A 17416-nucleotide genomic window follows, 5' to 3' on the forward strand; every position below is an offset into this window, starting at 1 on the left:
AGGTGTGAAGCGTGAGTGAACCCCTGCACGGCCCCCTGGAAGACCGGCACCGCGAGCTGGGTGCCACGTTCGCCGAGTTCGGCGGCTGGCTGATGCCGGTGTCCTACGCGGGCACGGTCGGCGAGCACACCGCCACCCGCACGACGGTCGGACTGTTCGACGTCAGCCATCTTGGCAAGGCGCTGGTGCGCGGTCCGGGCGCGGCGGCCTACGTCAACTCCGCGCTCACCAACGACCTCAACCGCATCGGGCCCGGTAAGGCGCAATACACGTTGTGCTGCAACGACTCCGGCGGGGTGATCGACGACCTGATCGCCTACTACGTCTCCGACGACGAGATCTTCCTGGTACCGAACGCCGCCAACACCGCCGCGGTGGTGGCCTCGCTGGCCGACCGTGCGCCCGAGGGGATCACCGTCACCGACGAGCACCGCTCCTACGCGGTACTGGCGGTGCAGGGCCCGAAGAGCGCGGAGGTGCTCGGCGGCCTTGGGCTGCCCACCGACATGGACTACATGGGATACGCCGACGCCGACCTGAACGGCATGACCGTGCGGGTCTGCCGCACCGGCTACACCGGTGAGCACGGCTACGAACTGCTGCCGCGGTGGGACGACGCACCGGCGGTGTTCGACGCGCTGGTGGAGGCCGTGCGGACCGCGGGTGGTGAGCTGGCCGGGCTCGGCGCCCGCGACACCCTGCGCACCGAGATGGGCTACCCGCTGCACGGCCACGAGCTGTCCCCGGAGATCTCGCCGCTGCAGGCCCGCTGCGGCTGGGCGGTCGGTTGGCGCAAAGACGCCTTCTGGGGCCGCGAGGCGCTGCTGGCCGAGAAGGAGGCAGGCCCGAGGCGACTGCTGCGCGGGCTGCGCGCGGTCGGACGCGGCGTGCTGCGGCCGGACCTCACCGTGTTCGACGGGGACACCGCGGTCGGGGCGACGACGTCGGGCACGTTCTCGCCGAGCCTGAAGGTGGGCATCGCGCTGGCGCTGCTCGACACCGACCGCGACATCGCCGACGGGGCCCGCGTCGAGGTCGACGTGCGCGGCAGGCGTGTCGAGTGCGAGGTCGTCAAGCCCCCGTTCGTCACCGCGAAAACCCGCTAGCCACCGGAGATACAATTCTTCCCATGACTGACGGCCCCCTCGAGTTCACCGTTCACCGCAACGCGGAGCCGGCGACCGACGAGGTACGCGCCGAGATCCTGGCCAACCCCGGCTTCGGCCGCTACCACACCGACCACATGGTCTCGATCGACTGGACCGTCGACGCCGGCTGGCACAACGCGCAGGTGATCCCGTACGGCCCGATCCAGCTCGACCCGTCGGCGGTCGTCCTGCACTACGCGCAGGAGATCTTCGAGGGGCTCAAGGCCTACCGCTGGGCCGACGGTTCGGTGGTGTCGTTCCGTCCGGAGGCCAACGCCGCCCGACTGCGCTCCTCGGCGCGCCGGATCGCCATCCCGGAACTGCCCGAGGAGGTCTTCCTCGATTCGCTGCGGCGGCTCATCGCGATCGACGAGCAGTGGGTGCCGCCCGCCGGCGGTGAGGAGTCGCTGTACCTGCGGCCGTTCATCATCGCGACCGAACCGGGCCTCGGTGTCCGGCCGGCCAACGAGTACCGCTACCTGCTGATCGCCTCACCCGCCGGGGCGTACTTCCCGCGCGGCATCAAACCGGTCAGCGTGTGGCTGTCGCACGAGTACGTGCGCGCGAGCCCCGGCGGCACCGGTGCGGCGAAGTTCGGCGGGAACTACGCGGCGTCGCTGCTCGCGCAGGCGCAGGCCGCCGAGAACGGGTGCGACCAGGTGGTGTGGCTGGACGCGATCGAACGCCGCTATGTCGAAGAGATGGGCGGGATGAACCTGTTCTTCGTGTTCGGCAGCGGGGGTTCGGCCCGGCTGGTGACGCCCGAGCTGAGCGGGTCGCTGCTGCCGGGGATCACGCGAAATTCGTTGCTGCAGTTGGCCACCGACGCCGGGTTCAGCATCGAGGAACGCAAGATCGACGTCGACGAATGGCAGAAGAAGGCCGCCGCGGGTGAGATCAGCGAGGTCTTCGCGTGCGGTACCGCCGCGGTGATCACACCGGTCAGCCACGTCAAACACCACGACGGTGAGTTCACCATCGCCGACGGCGAACCCGGCGAGATCACGATGGCGCTGCGCGACACGCTCACCGGCATCCAGCGCGGCACCTTCGCCGATACCCACGGCTGGATGTCGCGGCTCAACTGAGCGATCAGCGGATCAGGAGGCCGACGGCGACCAACGTCGTCGTCACCTCGACCGCGGCGCCCAGCACGTCACCGGTGATGCCGCCGAACCGGCGCACACAGTGCCGGACCAGCAGCGCGCACACACCCGCCGCGACCACCACGGCGAGCGGACCCTGCCAGAGCCGTTCGGTCGCTGGAACAGCAAGTGCGGCAACGACTGTCAGCCACACCAACGCGACCGCGAGCGGCTGGGTGCCCGCCACGCTGCCGCCCAGTGCGCTGCCCGACGCCGCTGGCACCCCGCGCCGGCAGGCCACCAGCGCCGCGGCCCGGCCCGCCGTCACCGCCGCGACCACACTGGCCGCGCCCTGCCACCCACCGGGCAGCGCCGCGAACGCCGACGCCTGCGCGCCCACCGCCACCACCACCGCGGCCACACCGAACGGGCCCGCCGTCCCGTCGCGCATCACCTGTAGCGCACGCTCTGGCGCCCCGTAGCAGCCCAACCCGTCGACGGTGTCCGACAGCCCGTCGATGTGCATGCCCCGGGTCGCGAGCAGCAGCACCGCCACCGCCAGCAGGCCCGTCAACGCGCTGTGCGGCCCGAACGCCCACGCACCCGCCCACAGCACCGCCGCGGCCAGCGCGCCCAGCGCGATCCCGACGACGGGCAGTGCGGTCAGCGTGCCGCGGCCCAGTGTCCCGATGCGCGACGCGGGTACCGGCAGCACGGTTCCGAACGCGAAAGCGCCTGCCAGGGAACGGATCACGACGAGACGCCGGCCTCGTCGAACGTGGCCATCCCGGCCAGCGCGGCGACCGCGGCGCGCACCACCGGCAGCGCCACCGCCGCGCCGGTGCCCTCACCGAGCCGCATGCCCAGGTCGATGATCGGCGTGAGGCCGAGGCCGTCGAGGGCCAGGGTGTGGCCGGGTTCGGGGGAGCGGTGCCCGGCCTGCCACCACTGCCGCGCCCCCGGGGCGAGCCGGTCGGCCGCCAGCGCGGCAGCGGTCACCACGAGACCGTCCAGGAGCACCGGGGTGCGCCGCACCGCGGCCTGTGCGACGAATCCCGCCATCGCGGCCAGATCGGCACCGCCGCAGATCCGCAGCAGCGCGACGGGGTCGGCCGCGACGGTGCGGGCGCGGTACATCGCGTCGCGGACCGCCGCGGTCTTGCGCGCCCAGCCCGCGTCGTCGATGCCGGTGCCGCGACCCACCACGACGACGGGTTCGGAGTTCGTCAGCACCGCGATCAAAGCCGTTGCCGCCGTGGTGTTCCCGATACCCATGTCGCCGGCGATCAGCAGGTCGGCGCCGGAGTCGACCTCGTCGTCGGCCAGGCGTCGGCCGGCTTCGAGCGCTGCCTCGGTCTCGTCGTCGGTGAGCGCGTCCTCGACCGCGATGTTGCCGCTGCCGCGGCGCACCTTGACCGCACCGATCGCAGGTGTCAGCGGCTCGTCGCAGTTCACCGCGACGTCGACGACCCGCACACCCGCCCCGGCCACCTCGGCCAGCGCGTTGATCGCCGCCCCGCCCGCGGAGATGTTGGCGACCATCTGCGCGGTGACCTCCGCCGGATACGCCGACACCCCGGCCGCGGCGACACCGTGGTCCGCGGCGAACACCACCACCCGCGGTCGGCTGAACTGACGCGGCGGGCACACCCCCTGGCAGGCCGATACCCACACCGAGAGTTCCTCGAGCCGCCCGAGCGCACCCGCCGGCTTGGTCAGCCGGCCCTGCCGGGCCTGCGCCTCGGCGGCGGCGCCGGCGTCCGGTGGCACGACATCGGCGAACATCACGACGGCTCCTTCAACGTGAGCGGCTGGCCCGCCACGATCAGCACGACCCGCTCGCACGTCGCGGCCAACCTCTGGTTGAGGGTGCCGAGTTCGTCGGCGAACAGGCGGCCCGCCCTGGTGGCGGGCACGACGGTCAGCCCGACTTCCGGGCTGACCAGCGTCAGGGGAGCGGTGAACGCGGCGACCGCGGCCACCAGCGCGTCGGCGCCGGTCGCCGGTGAGCCCCCGTTCCACGCGTCGCAGCGGTCCATCTCGGCGGTCAGCCAGCCGCCGATGTCGTCGACCAGGGTCGGCGCCGCGGGATCAGTGCGCAGCGCCGCGGCGACGTCGGTGGTCTCCACGGTCGACCAGTCCTCGGGTCTGCGCCGCCGGTGCGCGCTCACCCGCCGCGCCCATTCCTCGTCGCGATCGGCCCGGGCCCCGGTGGCCACGTAGCGGACGGGACCTCGCGCCGCCGCAGCGATGTCGGCTTCGGCCCACTGCGATTTGCCCGAGCGGATGCCGCCGAGTACGAGCGTGCGCACCGTCGCCGGTCGCCTCAGGCGACTTTGGCGCCGCGCTCGACCTGCGGCCGCGGCGCGCGCATGCGGCGCAGCTGCGATGCCCGGCTGGCCGCGTAGAAGCCCAGCCGCCAACCCGATTCGGTGTTGCCGGGGAACTTCTCGTCGACCATGCGGTTGACCTTTCGGCCCACGATGAAGCCGTCGATGATCATGATCACGACCAGCACCAGCATGGCCGGGGACAGCAGCCGCTGCACCTCGATGGACGGGACCGCGAGCATGACGAAGATCAGCGCCAGCGCGGCGGGCATGAACAGGCCCAGCACGTTGCGGCGCGAGTCGACGATGTCGCGGACGTAACGCCGCACCGGACCCTTGTCGCGGGGCAGCAGGTAGGCGTCGTCGCCGGCCATCATCTTCTCGCGGCGCTCGGCCATCGAGGCGCGGCGTTCGATCTTCTCTGCCTTGCGCTCTTCCTTGCTGAGCTTGGGCCCGCGCAGCTCCTTGCGGCGTTTGCGCGCCTCGGCGGCGGTCAGCGGGGCGGGCGCCACCGGACCGCGCCGCTTGGCCGCGTCGCGTTTGGGGGTCGGCCTGCCCTTCGGGGCGGTCCTGCGCTCACGGGCTTCGGCTTCGGTCTCGACGTGTGCCGGAGCCGCGGTCACCGCAGCGTCCTCGGGTCCCTCGTCATCGTTCTTACGGCCCAGCAGTTTCACACCCGCCAGATTACTTGCCGGGGGAGCGGCGTCGGGCCGGCGGGAGTCACACCGGGAATAGGGCGAAAGCAAGGTACCGTTGAGGGAGTGGACCGTCGGCGGACGCCGGCGCGTTCCCCATGAACCAGCAGCAGGGATGCAAAGGGAGAGCAATGACTGTTCAGGACGAGTCGGCGACCGCCACCGCAACCCACGGGGTGGTTCTCACCGACGCCGCGGCCGCCAAGGCGAAGGCCCTGCTCGACCAGGAGGGTCGCGACGACCTGGCGCTGCGTATCGCCGTGCAGCCCGGCGGCTGCGCCGGCCTGCGCTACAACCTGTTCTTCGACGATCGGGCCCTCGACGGCGACCTGACCGCGGTGTTCGGCGGCGTGAACCTCACCGTCGACCGGATGAGCGCGCCCTACGTGCAGGGCGCCACGATTGACTTCGTCGACACCATCGAGAAGCAGGGCTTCACGATCGACAACCCGAACGCCACCGGCTCCTGCGCCTGCGGCGATTCCTTCAACTGATCGGCTAGTACTGGCTGCCGGTGCGCAGCAGGTATGAGCAGACCAGCACCTCGTCGTCACGGATGAGCAGCTGGGCGACCGCCTGCTCCTCCTCGTTGGGCGGCTGCTGGCCGCGGGCACTCCCGCGTGCCGGCGCCACCCGCATCGTGAACAGCACCTGCGCCTGATTCGCCGACCACGGCACGATCGTGTCGATCGACGTCACCTCGGCGCGACTGAACTGCTTGCGGAACGCGTCGGAGGCCAGACCGGCCAGCGCGAGATCCGACTTCTTCTCCGTGACCGCGTCGAACAGGCCGCACAGCGCATGCCGGGCGATCTGCTGATCGTCGCCGCCTGCCAGCGCGTCGAGGTACCCCTGGATGGCCGTGCGGGCCCTGGCGTCGGTCAGCGGTCCCGCGGTCTGCGTGGCGCCGTCGTCACGACTGGCGAAGACGAGCACCCCGGCGACCACCACGGCCACCAGAATCGCCGCGACCAGCGCGAACACTAGTTTCTTTCGGTTCCGCCGCGGGTACTGCACCGGCGGCGGCAGCATGCCCGGATATGCCGACGGCACCGGACCCGGATAGGGTTGCGGTGCGCCCTGCTGCGGCGGAAGCGGTTGCTGAGGGTAGTCCGGATAGGGGTACGGGCCAGCCATCAAGAATGTCGCTCCAAGGGATTGTGAGAACAGTCGCCTGTCTACAGTGACATCGCGGCGACCTGCGCGGGCGGTTGTACGCAGGTTAGCGCACCACCGATGCGCCGCCCGGGGACGAAGGTCTCGAGGCGCGGTTTCCCAGGCCCGGACACTAGGGTCGGGTAGTCGAAACGAAACGAAGGGTGACAGTTCGTGACCATTGCGGTGACCGGGTCCATTGCGACCGACCATCTGATGCGATTCCCGGGCCGCTTTGCCGACCAGCTGCTCGCAGAACACCTGCAGAAGGTGTCGCTGAGCTTCCTGGTCGACGACCTGGTCATCCACCGCGGCGGCGTCGCGGGCAACATGGCCTACGCGATGGGCATCCTCGGCGGTGAGCCGACCCTGGTCGGCGCCGTCGGCAAGGACTTCGACGACTACCGCGGCTGGCTGACCTCCCACGGTGTCGACTGCGACAGCGTGCTGGTCTCCGAGACCGCCTACACCGCCCGCTTCGTCTGCACGACCGATGACGACATGGCCCAGCTCGCGTCGTTCTATCCGGGCGCGATGAGCGAATCGCGCAACATCAAGCTCGCTGACGTGGTGGAGCGGACCGGCACGCCGGATCTGGTGATCATCGGCGCCAACGACCCCGACGCGATGTTCCTGCTCACCGAGGAGTGCCGCAGCCTGGGCCTGGCGTTCGCCGCCGACCCCAGCCAGCAGCTGGCCCGGCTGTCCGGTGACGAGATCCGCAAGCTCATCGACGGCGCCACCTACCTGTTCACCAACGACTACGAGTGGGACCTGCTGCTGCAGAAGTCCGGCTGGTCGGAGGCCGAGGTCATGCAGCAGATCCAGCTGCGGGTCACCACGCTCGGCGAGAAGGGCGTGGACCTGGTCGGCCGCGACGGCACCTTCGTCCACGTCGACGTCGTACCCGAGACCCACAAGGCCGATCCCACCGGCATCGGCGACGCCTTCCGCGCGGGATTCCTCACCGGCCGCAGCGCCGGGCTGACCCTCGAGCGCGCCGCACAGCTGGCCTCGCTGGTCGCGACCCTGGTCCTCGAGGCGCCCGGCCCGCAGGAATGGTCCTGGGACAAGGACGCCGGGGTCACGCGCCTGAAGGACGCCTACGGGGAGGACGCGGCCAAGGAAATCGCCTCGGCGTTGGCCTAGAGCTGAACGGGGTAGTGGGGCTCCTCGATCCGGGGAGTCACACTGCCCTCCACGAAGACGGCGTGCCACAGCATGAAGATCAGCACCGTCCACAATCGGCGGCTGTGATCGCTGACGCCGGTGCGGTGTTCGTCGAGCATGGTGCGCACCGCATCGGCGTCGATCAGATCCCCCGTCTGTGACGCGGTCACCGTCTCGTAGGCCCAGTCCAGCAGCTCGCCGCCCGAGCGCAGCCAGTGCCGGATCGGCACCGGAAAGCCCAGCTTCGGCCGGTGGAGCACGTGTGCCGGCACGATCGGTTCCAGCGCACGGCGCAGCGCGAACTTCGTGGTCGAGCGGGTGATCTTCTGCTCGTACGGCAACCGTGAAGCCACCGCGAACACCTCGGAATCGAGGAAGGGCACCCGCAACTCGAGCGAGTTGGCCATCGTCATCTTGTCGGCCTTGACCAGGATGTCGCCGCGCAGCCAGGTGAACAGGTCGATGTGCTGCATCCGCGCCACCGGATCCCAGCCCGCGGACTCGCGGTAGAGCGCCGCGGTGACGTCGGTGTGCGTCCACTCCGGGGAGAACCGGCGCAGCACCGCGCGCAACTGCGCGTCGTTGAAGCTGCGGGCGTTGCCGTAGTACCGCTCCTCCAGCGTCAGCGAGCCACGGTGCAGCAGGCTCTTACCGCGCATGCCCTCGGGCAGCGGCACCGAGGCCTTGCCCAGCGACCGGCGCACCGGGCGGGGCAGATAGTCGAACGCGCGCAGCGACAGCGGCTCCCGGTAGATGGTGTATCCGCCGAACAGCTCGTCGGCGCCCTCACCCGAGAGCACCACCTTGACGTGCTTACGGGCCTCGCGCGCGATGAACCACAGCGGCACCAGCGCCGGATCGGCGACCGGTTCGTCGAGATACCAGACGATCGCGGGCAGTGCCTCGACGAACTCGGCCTGGCTGACCACCTTGGCGACGTGCCGGGCGCCGATCGCCTCCGCGGACGCGACCGCGACGTCGACCTCGGAGAAGCCTTCACGCTCGAATCCGGTGGTGAACGTGATCAGCCGCGGGTTGTGGCGCATCGCGAGCGCAGCGATCGCCGTCGAGTCGATACCTCCGGACAGGAACGCGCCCACGGTCACGTCGGCGCGCATGTGTTTGGCGACCGAGTCCTCGAGCACCGCGGTGATCTCGTCGTAGCGGGCCTGCTCCGATCCCGGGCGGAACGGCTGGGCGTCGAAGCGGGGGGTGAAGTAGCGGGTCACCACCGGCGCCTGCCCCGGACGCATCCGCAGGTAGCTACCCGACTCCAGCCGGCGCACGCCGCGCTGCAGGGTCTCGGGTTCGGGGACGTACTGCAGCACGGTGTAGTGCTGGACGGCGCGTTCGTCGAGCCCGGTGTCGAGGCCCAGTTCGGCGGCGACGGCGAGCAGGCACTTCTTCTCGCTGCCGACCGCGGTGCCGCCCGGCCCGCTGGCGAGGTAGAGCGGTTTGATGCCGAACGGGTCGCGCGCGCAGAACAACTCACCTTCAGCGGTGTCCCACAGTGCGAACGCGAACATGCCGCGCAGCCGCGACAGCGCGGCCGGACCCCAGTGGTGGTAAGCGGCGATGATCGCCTCACCGTCACCGTCGGTGGCGAACGCGGCCCCGTGGGTGTCGGTCAGTTCGCGGCGCAGTTCGAGGTAGTTGTAGATCTCGCCGTTGAACACCAGTACGTAGCGCTGGGGTGCTTCCGGCGGCCCCCAGCGCAGCGGCTGATGGCTGTGCGCGATGTCGATGATCGAGAGCCGGTTGAACCCCAGCACGATCCCCGGATCCGTGGTGTCGTCCGACCAGGTGCCCGGCTCGTCGGGCCCCCGGTGCCGCATCAGGTCAGCCGCCCCAGAAACCGCGCCGACCAGCGCGGGAGAGGGCTCCGCGGACGGGTCTTTCAGATACGCCAGCAGTCCGCACACGGCGCCAAGTATGCCCAATGCGCCGGCGATGGGGCGCGACGGCACACAAAGGTCGGGTGTGTCGAGACCGTCTTCGGGGCGTGGTCTACGCTGCGTAGTATTCAACGGTGGCATGGACCGCACAGCGGTCGGCTCAGTGGACTTCTAGGAGGCGCCGACGTGACCCCTCGCGGGCTGAAGGCGGTGGCACGCAAAGCCGCACTGGTGGTGGTTATGGGTACCACCGCATTGCTGCTCAGTGGCTGCAGCTGGAGAGACGTGATCGGGCTGGGCTGGCCGGAGGGCATCACGCCCGAGGCGCATCTCAACCGTGAGCTGTGGCTGTGGTCGATGATCGCCGCGCTGGTCGTGGGCGGGATCGTGTTGGCCCTGATCTTCTGGGTGAGCGCATTCCACCGGAAGAAGGCCACCGACACCGAGCTGCCGCGTCAGTTCGGCTACAACATGCCGCTCGAGCTGGTCCTCACGGTCATCCCGTTCCTCATCATCTCGGTGCTGTTCTACTTCACCGTCGTGGTCCAGGAGCGGATGGTCGCCAAGGAGGACAACCCCGAGGTCGTCATCGACGTGACGGCGTTCCAGTGGAACTGGAAATTCGGCTACAACAAGGTGAACTTCGCCGACGGCACCCTGTCCTACGACGGTGTCGACGAGGAGCGCAATGCCGCCGTCGCGTCACGCCCCAGCGAAGAGGGCGCAGGCGCCGTGGGCGAGCCCCACGCCGCCGAGACCGAACACGGTGCGATCGCGGGCCAGAACCCCGAGGACCGCAGCTACCTGGCCTACGACGACGTCGAGATCCTCGGCACCAGCGAGGAGATTCCCGTCCTGGTGCTGCCCTCGGAGAAGCGCATCGAGTTCCGGCTCGCGTCCGCCGACGTCGCACACGCCTTCTGGGTGCCCGAGTTCCTGTTCAAGCGGGACGTCTACCCGAACCCCGAGCAGAACAACTCGGACAACATCTTCCAGATCAGCGAGATCACCGAGACCGGTGCCTTCGTCGGTCGTTGCGCCGAGCTGTGCGGCACCTACCACGCGATGATGAACTTCGAGGTCCGGGTCGTGCCGCCGAACGACTTCAAGGCCTACCTCGATGAGCGCAGGGCGGGTAGGACCAACGCCGAGGCGCTGATCGCCATCAACCAGTCGCCCACCGCCGTCACGACCAAGCCGTTCGACACGCGGCGCGGTGAGATGGCCCCCCAAGCGAGCAGGTAGGACTTCGCGATGCATATCGAAGCCAGGTTGTTCGAGTTCCTGACGGCGTTCTTCGCGCTGTCGGCCGTCGTCTACGCCACGCTGACCGCCATGTTCGGCGGCGGCGGCGTGGAGTGGGCGGGCACCACCGCGCTGGTGCTCACCACCGGCCTGACCCTCATCACGGGTACGTTCTTCCGGTTCGTCGCCCGGCGCCTGGACACCCGCCCCGAGGACTACGAGGACGCCGAGATCAGCGACGGCGCCGGGGAACTCGGCTTCTTCGCCCCGCACAGCTGGTGGCCCATCCTGATCGCGCTGTCGTTCTCGACCGCCGCCGTGGGCACCGCGCTGTGGCTGCCGTGGCTGATGGCCGCGGGCATCGTGTTCGTCCTGGCCTCCGCCGCCGGCCTGGTCTTCGAGTACCACTGGGGCCCCGAGAAGCACTGACCGGGAGTCCGCACGGGTCGGAAGAAGATCACGAATCAGGCAACAGTTGGCCGGCGAACCGTGCTGTGACGGTCGCCGGCCACTTGTCGTTGGGTAGTGTTGCCGAGGTGCGGTGCGCCGTTCAGGCCGAAGTCCGCGCCGGTGACGCAGTCGAGAAGGATAGGCGTAGATGAGCGGGCCGAACCCCCCAGGGCCGGACTCGCCGGGACCGGACCAGCCCGAGCGGGAGGGCGGCAGGCACTCGGCACCCGACGATGCGACCGAACAGGTCGGCCCGGCCGACGAACCTGCGGCCGCAACGGGTGAGACCGAGTTCTACTCGCAGGCGTACTCCGCCCCGGAGTCCGAGCAGTTCAGCAGCGGGCCGTATGTGCCCGCGGACGCGGCGCTGTACGACTACGACACTTACGAACCGGTCGTCGACCCCGACGAGCAGTCCCCGCCGCGCTGGCCATGGGTCGTCGGCGTCACCGCGATCATCGCCGCCATCGCGCTGGTGGTGTCGGTGGCGCTGTTGGTGACGCAGACCGACACCGATCAGCTGGCCACCCCGGCGACCACCACGACCACACCTCCGCCGCCGGTGCAGGACGAGAACACCACGACGACGCCCCCGCCGCCGCCGACGACGACCACACCGGCCGGCCCCCGCCAGGTCACGTACACCGTGACCGGCACCAAGGCGCCGGGCGACATCATCACCGTCACCTACGTCGACGCGTCGGGCCGGAGCCGCACGCAGCGCAACGTGTACATCCCCTGGTCGCTGACGGTCACGCCGATCTCGCAGTCCGAGGTCGGATCGGTGCAGGCGTCGAGCCTGTTCCTGGTCAGCAAGTTGAACTGTTCGATCACGACGAGCGACGGAACGGTCTTGTCCTCCAACAACGGCAACGCTGCACAGACGAGCTGCTGATGACCTACAGCGAACCCGCCCCCGCCGGACCCGGTGTGGGCGCCGAGAACCTCAACCGCATCCTGCTCGGCGTCTGCGCGGCCGTCTGGCTGGGCGTGCTGGGTACGGCCGTGGCCGCCGTCGTGGCGCTCACCGAACTCGGCCGCAGCGAACCCGTCGCGGCCTCCGACGGGGATACGCCGTGGCTGCTCTACACCGTCATCGCGGTGTCGGCGGTGGTGATCGTCGGCGCGGTACCGCTGCTGCTGCGGGCCAGGAGAAGCGCCCAGGCCGAGCCGGAGCCCGTCGTACTCACGCGCGAACGATCCACGGCCACAGACGAACCCGCGACCGAGAAGATCCGTGCGGTCAACACGCTCACCCAGCCGGCACCCGGTCGTTTCCTACCCGATGAGCCGGGTGGACCGGTCGACCACCTGTGGTTGCAGTGCGCGCTGGTGCTCGGCATCGCGATGGGCGCCGCGAACGTCGCGATCGGTGTCGCCACCTACCTGATGGCCGTCGACAACGACACGATCGCCTGGGTGCTCTACGCGGTGGCCGCGGTGATCACGCTGGCGATGCCGGTAGCACCGTGGTGGTATCTGCGCCAGCTGCGTGAGCTCACCGAACCCTTGGTGTAGGACGGTCGTTTCGCGCTCGCGTTCGCGAGGCTGACGCTGTGCAGCAGAAGTGCGAGTAGAGACCTGCGTCAGTGCAGTCTCGCGGTGAGGCTCGCGTGGTTGCGGCTGGGTACACGCGGTTTGGGTTCGCGAGGCTGAAAGTATGCAGCAGAAGTGCGAGTGGGGGCCTGCGTGGGTTCAGCCTCACGCTCAGCCCGCCCCCCGATGGGGTAGGGGAGTGGACCCCGATACGACGAAACGGCCGCCGCGACCTCCCAGAGGAGGATCGCGACGGCCGTTCCGTCGTTTGCGATCTAGTGGTGACCGTTGGAGCCGTCGCCGTCGCCGTTGCCGTGCCCGTCGGCGGACCCGTTGCCGTCCTGCCGTTCGCGGAGCGCGGTCAGCGAGCGACGGTGTGCGGCGTGCGAGGCCTCGGTCAGCGCCTCGTGCTCGACGATCGGATCGGCGAACAGGAAGCTGCCGGTGCCCGGCGCCCCTCCGGAGCCCAGCTTGTTCATCCGCTTGGGCAGAGGTGCGCCCTGGTACTCCAGCGGAATCGGGTGGCCGTGGCCGTCGACCGGGCCGAGCGGCTGGTGCAGCTCGATGTAGGCACCGTGCGGAAGCCGCTTGATGATGCCGGTCTCGATGCCGTGCTCGAGCACCTCACGGTCGCTGCGCTGCAGCGCGATGGCCCAGCGGTATGTCGTGTAGTACACGATCACCGGCAGCACCACCATCGCGATACGCCCGATCCACGTCGTCGCGTTCAGCGAGATGTCGAACTTCAGCGCGATGATGTCGTTCATGCAGGCGAACGTCAGCAGGATGTAGAACGCCACGGCCATCGCGCCGATCGCGGTGCGGACCGGTGCGTCACGCGGACGCTGCAACAGGTTGTGGTGAGCGTGGTCGCCGGTGAGCTTCTTCTCGAGGAACGGATACACCGTCAGCAACCCGAGGATGAGGCCCATCAGCACCGCGATCCACACCGGCTGCGGGATCGTGTAGTTGCCGATGTAGAACTCCCACGCCGGCCACAAGCGGATCAGGCCGTCCGTCCACATCATGTAGAAGTCCGGCTGGCTGCCCGCGGACACCTGCGACGGCTTGTACGGGCCGAGCGCCCAGATCGGGTTGATCTGCAGCAGACCGCCCATCAGGCCGAGGATGCCGACCGTCATCGCGAAGAATGCACCGGACTTCACGGCGAACACCGGCATGACGCGCACGCCGACGACGTTCTTCTCGGTGCGGCCGGGGCCGGGGAACTGGGTGTGCTTCTGGAACCACACCAGCGCCAGGTGGGCCGCGATGAGCGCCAGCATGATGCCGGGGATCAGCAGAATGTGCAGTGCGTAGAGGCGCGGGATGATGATCGTGCCGGGGAAGTCGCCGCCGAACAGCGCCCAGTGCATCCACGTGCCGACGACCGGGATACCCATCGTGATGCCGGACAGGGCGGCGCGCAGGCCGGTGCCGGACAGCAGATCGTCGGGCAGCGAGTAACCGAAGAAGCCCTCGAACATCGCCAGGATCAGCAGCAGCGAGCCGATGACCCAGTTGGCCTCACGGGGGCGGCGGAACGCACCGGTGAAGAAGATGCGGGCGAGGTGCACCATGATCGACGCCGCGAACAGCAGCGCGGCCCAGTGGTGGACCTGCCGGACGAACAACCCGCCGCGGATCTCGAAGCTGATGTCGAGTGCAGATTCGTAGGCCTTCGACATCTGCACACCGCGCAGCGGCTGGTACACGCCGTCGTAGACGACCTCCGCCATCGACGGGTCGAAGAACAGTGTCAGGTAGACGCCCGTGATCAGCAGGATGATGAAGCTGTACAAGGCGATCTCACCCAGCAGGAACGACCAGTGGGTGGGGAAGACCTTGTTGAGCTGTCTACGGACCGCCGCTGACGGGTGGTAGCGCGAATCCATCGCGTCACCCTGGGCTGCGAGCCTGGCGGCCATCTTCGAACCACTCTGTGCACTCATGATGTCTTCCGTTCCCAGAATGCCGGCCCGACGGGTTCGATGAAGTCGCCGTTGGCGACCAGGTACCCGTCCTGGTCAATGGTGATGGGCAACTGCGCGAGGGCACGCGCAGCCGGACCGAATATGGGTTTTGCGAAGTGCAGCGCATCGAACTGCGACTGGTGGCACGGGCACAGGATGCGGTGGGTCTGCTGTTCGTACAGCGACGACGGGCAACCCAGGTGCGAGCAGATCTTCGTGTAGGCGAAGAACTCGCCGAAGTTGAAGCTCTCCTGACCCTTGCGCTTGACGACCTTGGACATGTCCTCGGGACGGAAGCGGATGAGCATCACGGGATTTCGCACGCCCATGATGATCTCGGTGTTCTTGTGGCTGGACTCCACCGTGGTGCCGTCACCATCGGATTCGCGCCACGGGTACACCGTCTCCATACCGCCCGCGTCGAGGTCTTCGGGGCGCATCTTCGCGAAAGTGCCGCCGTGGCCGGTGTTTCCGGTCGCGCGGGCCAGGTAGATGGTCTCGCCGGTGAACCGGGGGGTCCATCCGGAGGTCCACAGCACGGCCTTGGGGCCTTCGGCCGTGGGCACGACGGGCTTCCACGGGTTCTTGATCAGACCGCCGATGAAGGCCACCGCGGTGCCGAGGCCGAACGCGCCGAGGCCGATACCGAGGGAGGCGCCGATCATCTTGCGGCGCTTGATCGTCGAGCCCTCGAGGGCGTCGGTCAGGTTGGCCGCGACCGTCTTGCGCTGGATCTCGGGGGAGGCGCCGTCGTGGCGGTCCTGGATCGAGATCTCCTCGGGGATGAACCGCTTCTGGTAAAGCACGGCGCCGATGCCGATCGCGAGGATCGACAGGCCGAAGAACAGACCGTAGAGAGGGGTCGCCAGCGAGTACATGAACTCGCCCTCGGAGCCGTACGGCTGCCACTCCCACGGCCAGAACAGGAAGACGAGCAGCAGGAGCAGACCGGCGATGCCGCCGATGAGCAGCCACGTCGCGACGCCACGCTCGGCGCGCTTCTCGGCGCGGGTCCCGGCGACCGGCCACCGCGGTTCCTTGTAGACGGTCTCGACGCCGTCGAGCCGACCGCCGAGTTCGACCAGTTCCTCACGCGACATCGCGGCCAGTTCGGCGTCGGTCGGCTGACCCGGCACCCCGCCGTGACCGGGGGCGTCGGTGCCCTTGGGGGCGCCGCCCGGCGTGCTCGTCACGTCGTCATCCTTCCGTTCGTCACTCATGCCCGTGCCCCGATCCAGAGCGCCGCACCGATGACGGCGACCATGCCGATGATCCACGCGGCCATACCCTCGGACACCGGGCCGAAGCCGCCGAGTCCGTAGCCGCCGGGGGGCGGTGTGCTCCGCGCTTCCTCGATGTAGGCGATGATGTCGCGCTTCTCCTCCGGCGAGAGCTGCCGGTCGGAGAACTTGGGCATGTTCTGCGGACCGGTGGTCATCGCGGTGTAGATCTGCGCGGGGGAGGCCTTGATCTCGGGTGCGTACTTACCCGACGACAGGGCGCCGCCCCGGCCGGTGAAGTTGTGGCACGACGCGCAGTTGAGGCGGAACAGGTCGCCGCCGCGGGCGACGTTGTCGCCCATCAGGGACTGGTTGGCGATCTCGCCGTTCTCGTCGCGCGGAACGACGGGACCGCCGCCATTGGCCTGCACGTAGGCGCCGAGCGCGTCGATCTGCGCCTCGTCGAAGTCCGCGGGCTTGTCGGGGGCCTGCGCCTCGTTGCGCCGCGCGGGCATCCGGCCGGTGGAGACCTGGAAGTACACCGCTGCCTCGCCGACGCCGATCAGGCTGGGGCCGCGGTCGTCCACGCCTTGCAGGTTGCTGCCGTGGCAGCTCACGCAGGACATGTCGTACAGCTCCTTGCCGGTGCGCAGCAGCGCCGACTGCGATTCGTCGGCAACCGCGACCTGCGGTGTGGGCGTCAGCGTGGCGGCGACGCCACCTGCGACGCCAAGTCCGGCCAGCAGCAGCACCGCTGCCGACAGACGCCGGCGGAACCGTCGGCGGGACTTGCTGGTCATCGAACCCCTTCTCGTCGGCTGCGGATCCTGAGAGCTCATCTCTGCCGAGCTCATCGGACGAAGTAGATGGTCGCGAACAGCGCGATCCAGACGATGTCGACGAAGTGCCAGTAGTAGGACACGACGATCGCCGCGGTGGCCTGGGCGGGGGTGAACTTGCTCATCTTCGTGCGGGCGAGCAGGAAGATGAACGCGACCAGACCGCCGATCACGTGCAGACCGTGGAAGCCGGTGGCGAGGTAGAAGACCGAGCCGTAGGCGCTGCCGGGGATCGTGGTGCCCTCGTGCACGAGGTGGACGTACTCGTAGCCCTGGCCGAGCACGAAGAACAGACCCATGAGGAAGGTCACGACGTACCAGCGGCGCAGGCCGAAGACGTCGCCGCGCTCGGCGGCGAACACACCCATCTGACAGGTGAAGGACGACGCGATCAGCACCAGCGTGACGGGTACCGCCAACGCCAGGTTCAGTTCGGTGGGCGGGGGTGGCCACTCGCCGCCGGACTGGGCGCGTGCGGTGAAGTACATCGCGAACAGTCCAGCAAAGAACATGAGCTCACTGGAAAGCCACACGATGGTGCCGACACTGACCATATTCGGCCGGTTCAGCGAATGCACGCGCGAGGTGATCGCGGTTCCCGAGGTCCCAACAGCACTCGTCACACCGCAAGTATGACGCTTTGTAGTTGTCGAACTCCACCCGGGTCGCCTATTC

General features: G+C 69.1%; 18 protein-coding genes. 8 read left to right on the forward strand and 10 right to left on the reverse strand.

Annotation, left to right across the window (positions count from 1 at the left end):
• Window positions 1-11 precede the first annotated feature (11 nt).
• Window positions 12-1106, forward strand: a complete 1095-nt coding sequence (gene gcvT / locus AU194_RS00140) for a glycine cleavage system aminomethyltransferase GcvT (protein ID WP_059087227.1) — start codon at window positions 12-14, stop codon at window positions 1104-1106.
• A gap of 23 nt (window positions 1107-1129) precedes the next feature.
• On the forward strand, window positions 1130-2236 hold the full coding sequence (locus AU194_RS00145) for a branched-chain amino acid aminotransferase (RefSeq protein ID WP_059087228.1): 1107 nt from the start codon (window positions 1130-1132) through the stop codon (window positions 2234-2236).
• Window positions 2237-2240: 4 nt separating this feature from the next.
• On the opposite strand, the gene AU194_RS00150 is transcribed toward AU194_RS00145, so the two are convergent.
• Genes AU194_RS00150 through AU194_RS00165 form a run of 4 tightly spaced genes read right to left on the reverse strand, consistent with a single transcriptional unit; the run spans window position 2241 to window position 5237 of the window.
• A complete protein-coding gene (locus tag AU194_RS00150) occupies window positions 2241-2987 on the reverse strand; it encodes an adenosylcobinamide-GDP ribazoletransferase (RefSeq protein WP_059087229.1) in 747 nt (248 codons plus the stop codon).
• The gene (gene cobT / locus AU194_RS00155; protein ID WP_059087493.1) at window positions 2984-4018 is read right to left on the reverse strand and encodes a nicotinate-nucleotide--dimethylbenzimidazole phosphoribosyltransferase; all 1035 of its coding nucleotides are present in this window, start codon (window positions 4016-4018) and stop codon (window positions 2984-2986) included. The genes AU194_RS00150 and cobT overlap by 4 nt, the downstream gene beginning before the upstream one ends.
• Window positions 4018-4545, reverse strand: a complete 528-nt coding sequence (locus tag AU194_RS00160; protein ID WP_059087230.1) for a bifunctional adenosylcobinamide kinase/adenosylcobinamide-phosphate guanylyltransferase — start codon at window positions 4543-4545, stop codon at window positions 4018-4020. Before AU194_RS00160 ends, cobT begins: the two co-directional genes overlap by 1 nt.
• Window positions 4546-4559: 14 nt before the next feature.
• Window positions 4560-5237 (reverse strand): DUF3043 domain-containing protein, encoded by a 678-nt coding sequence (locus AU194_RS00165; protein WP_059087231.1) that lies wholly within the window; start codon window positions 5235-5237, stop codon window positions 4560-4562.
• A 152-nt stretch (window positions 5238-5389) separates the two neighbouring features.
• Here AU194_RS00165 and AU194_RS00170 point away from each other — a divergent pair, with 152 nt between their 5' ends.
• Window positions 5390-5752 carry an iron-sulfur cluster assembly accessory protein gene (locus AU194_RS00170; protein WP_059087232.1) on the forward strand — a complete coding sequence of 121 codons (363 nt, stop codon included), beginning with the start codon at window positions 5390-5392 and terminating at the stop codon, window positions 5750-5752.
• Between the two features lie 4 nt (window positions 5753-5756).
• On the opposite strand, the gene AU194_RS00175 is transcribed toward AU194_RS00170, so the two are convergent.
• Window positions 5757-6395 carry a hypothetical protein gene (locus AU194_RS00175; protein WP_059087233.1) on the reverse strand — a complete coding sequence of 213 codons (639 nt, stop codon included), beginning with the start codon at window positions 6393-6395 and terminating at the stop codon, window positions 5757-5759.
• A 192-nt stretch (window positions 6396-6587) separates the two neighbouring features.
• Between AU194_RS00175 and AU194_RS00180 the strand changes: the two genes are divergently transcribed.
• Window positions 6588-7562 carry a carbohydrate kinase family protein gene (locus AU194_RS00180; protein WP_059087234.1) on the forward strand — a complete coding sequence of 325 codons (975 nt, stop codon included), beginning with the start codon at window positions 6588-6590 and terminating at the stop codon, window positions 7560-7562.
• Here AU194_RS00180 and asnB read toward each other — a convergent pair.
• Window positions 7559-9505 carry an asparagine synthase (glutamine-hydrolyzing) gene (asnB, locus tag AU194_RS00185; protein ID WP_059087235.1) on the reverse strand — a complete coding sequence of 649 codons (1947 nt, stop codon included), beginning with the start codon at window positions 9503-9505 and terminating at the stop codon, window positions 7559-7561. The two genes, AU194_RS00180 and asnB, sit on opposite strands and share 4 nt — an antisense overlap.
• Window positions 9506-9664: 159 nt before the next feature.
• Between asnB and AU194_RS00190 the strand changes: the two genes are divergently transcribed.
• The 4 genes from AU194_RS00190 (at window position 9665) to AU194_RS00205 (ending at window position 12691) form a co-directional block, all read left to right on the forward strand.
• On the forward strand, window positions 9665-10723 hold the full coding sequence (locus tag AU194_RS00190; protein WP_059087236.1) for a cytochrome c oxidase subunit II: 1059 nt from the start codon (window positions 9665-9667) through the stop codon (window positions 10721-10723).
• A gap of 9 nt (window positions 10724-10732) precedes the next feature.
• Window positions 10733-11152: a cytochrome c oxidase subunit 4 gene (locus AU194_RS00195; protein ID WP_059087237.1), complete on the forward strand. Its 420-nt coding sequence runs from the start codon at window positions 10733-10735 to the stop codon at window positions 11150-11152.
• A gap of 169 nt (window positions 11153-11321) precedes the next feature.
• Entirely contained in the window at window positions 11322-12068 is a 747-nt protein-coding gene (locus AU194_RS00200) for an MmpS family transport accessory protein (RefSeq protein WP_059087238.1), read from the forward strand.
• Window positions 12068-12691, forward strand: a complete 624-nt coding sequence (locus AU194_RS00205; RefSeq protein ID WP_059087239.1) for a DUF2561 family protein — start codon at window positions 12068-12070, stop codon at window positions 12689-12691. Before AU194_RS00200 ends, AU194_RS00205 begins: the two co-directional genes overlap by 1 nt.
• Before the next feature lie 293 nt (window positions 12692-12984).
• On the opposite strand, the gene AU194_RS00210 is transcribed toward AU194_RS00205, so the two are convergent.
• Genes AU194_RS00210 through AU194_RS00225 form a run of 4 tightly spaced genes read right to left on the reverse strand, consistent with a single transcriptional unit; the run spans window position 12985 to window position 17364 of the window.
• A complete protein-coding gene (locus tag AU194_RS00210; protein WP_059087240.1) occupies window positions 12985-14661 on the reverse strand; it encodes a cytochrome bc complex cytochrome b subunit in 1677 nt (558 codons plus the stop codon).
• Window positions 14658-15902, reverse strand: a complete 1245-nt coding sequence (locus tag AU194_RS00215) for a ubiquinol-cytochrome c reductase iron-sulfur subunit (RefSeq protein ID WP_059087241.1) — start codon at window positions 15900-15902, stop codon at window positions 14658-14660. Before AU194_RS00215 ends, AU194_RS00210 begins: the two co-directional genes overlap by 4 nt.
• On the reverse strand, window positions 15899-16741 hold the full coding sequence (locus tag AU194_RS00220) for a c-type cytochrome (RefSeq protein WP_369804009.1): 843 nt from the start codon (window positions 16739-16741) through the stop codon (window positions 15899-15901). The genes AU194_RS00215 and AU194_RS00220 overlap by 4 nt, the downstream gene beginning before the upstream one ends.
• A gap of 11 nt (window positions 16742-16752) precedes the next feature.
• The gene (locus tag AU194_RS00225) at window positions 16753-17364 is read right to left on the reverse strand and encodes a heme-copper oxidase subunit III (protein ID WP_082698412.1); all 612 of its coding nucleotides are present in this window, start codon (window positions 17362-17364) and stop codon (window positions 16753-16755) included.
• Window positions 17365-17416: the final 52 nt, after the last annotated feature.

Source organism: Mycobacterium sp. GA-2829 (assembly GCF_001499965.1).
In the GTDB taxonomy this organism is placed as follows: domain Bacteria; phylum Actinomycetota; class Actinomycetes; order Mycobacteriales; family Mycobacteriaceae; genus Mycobacterium.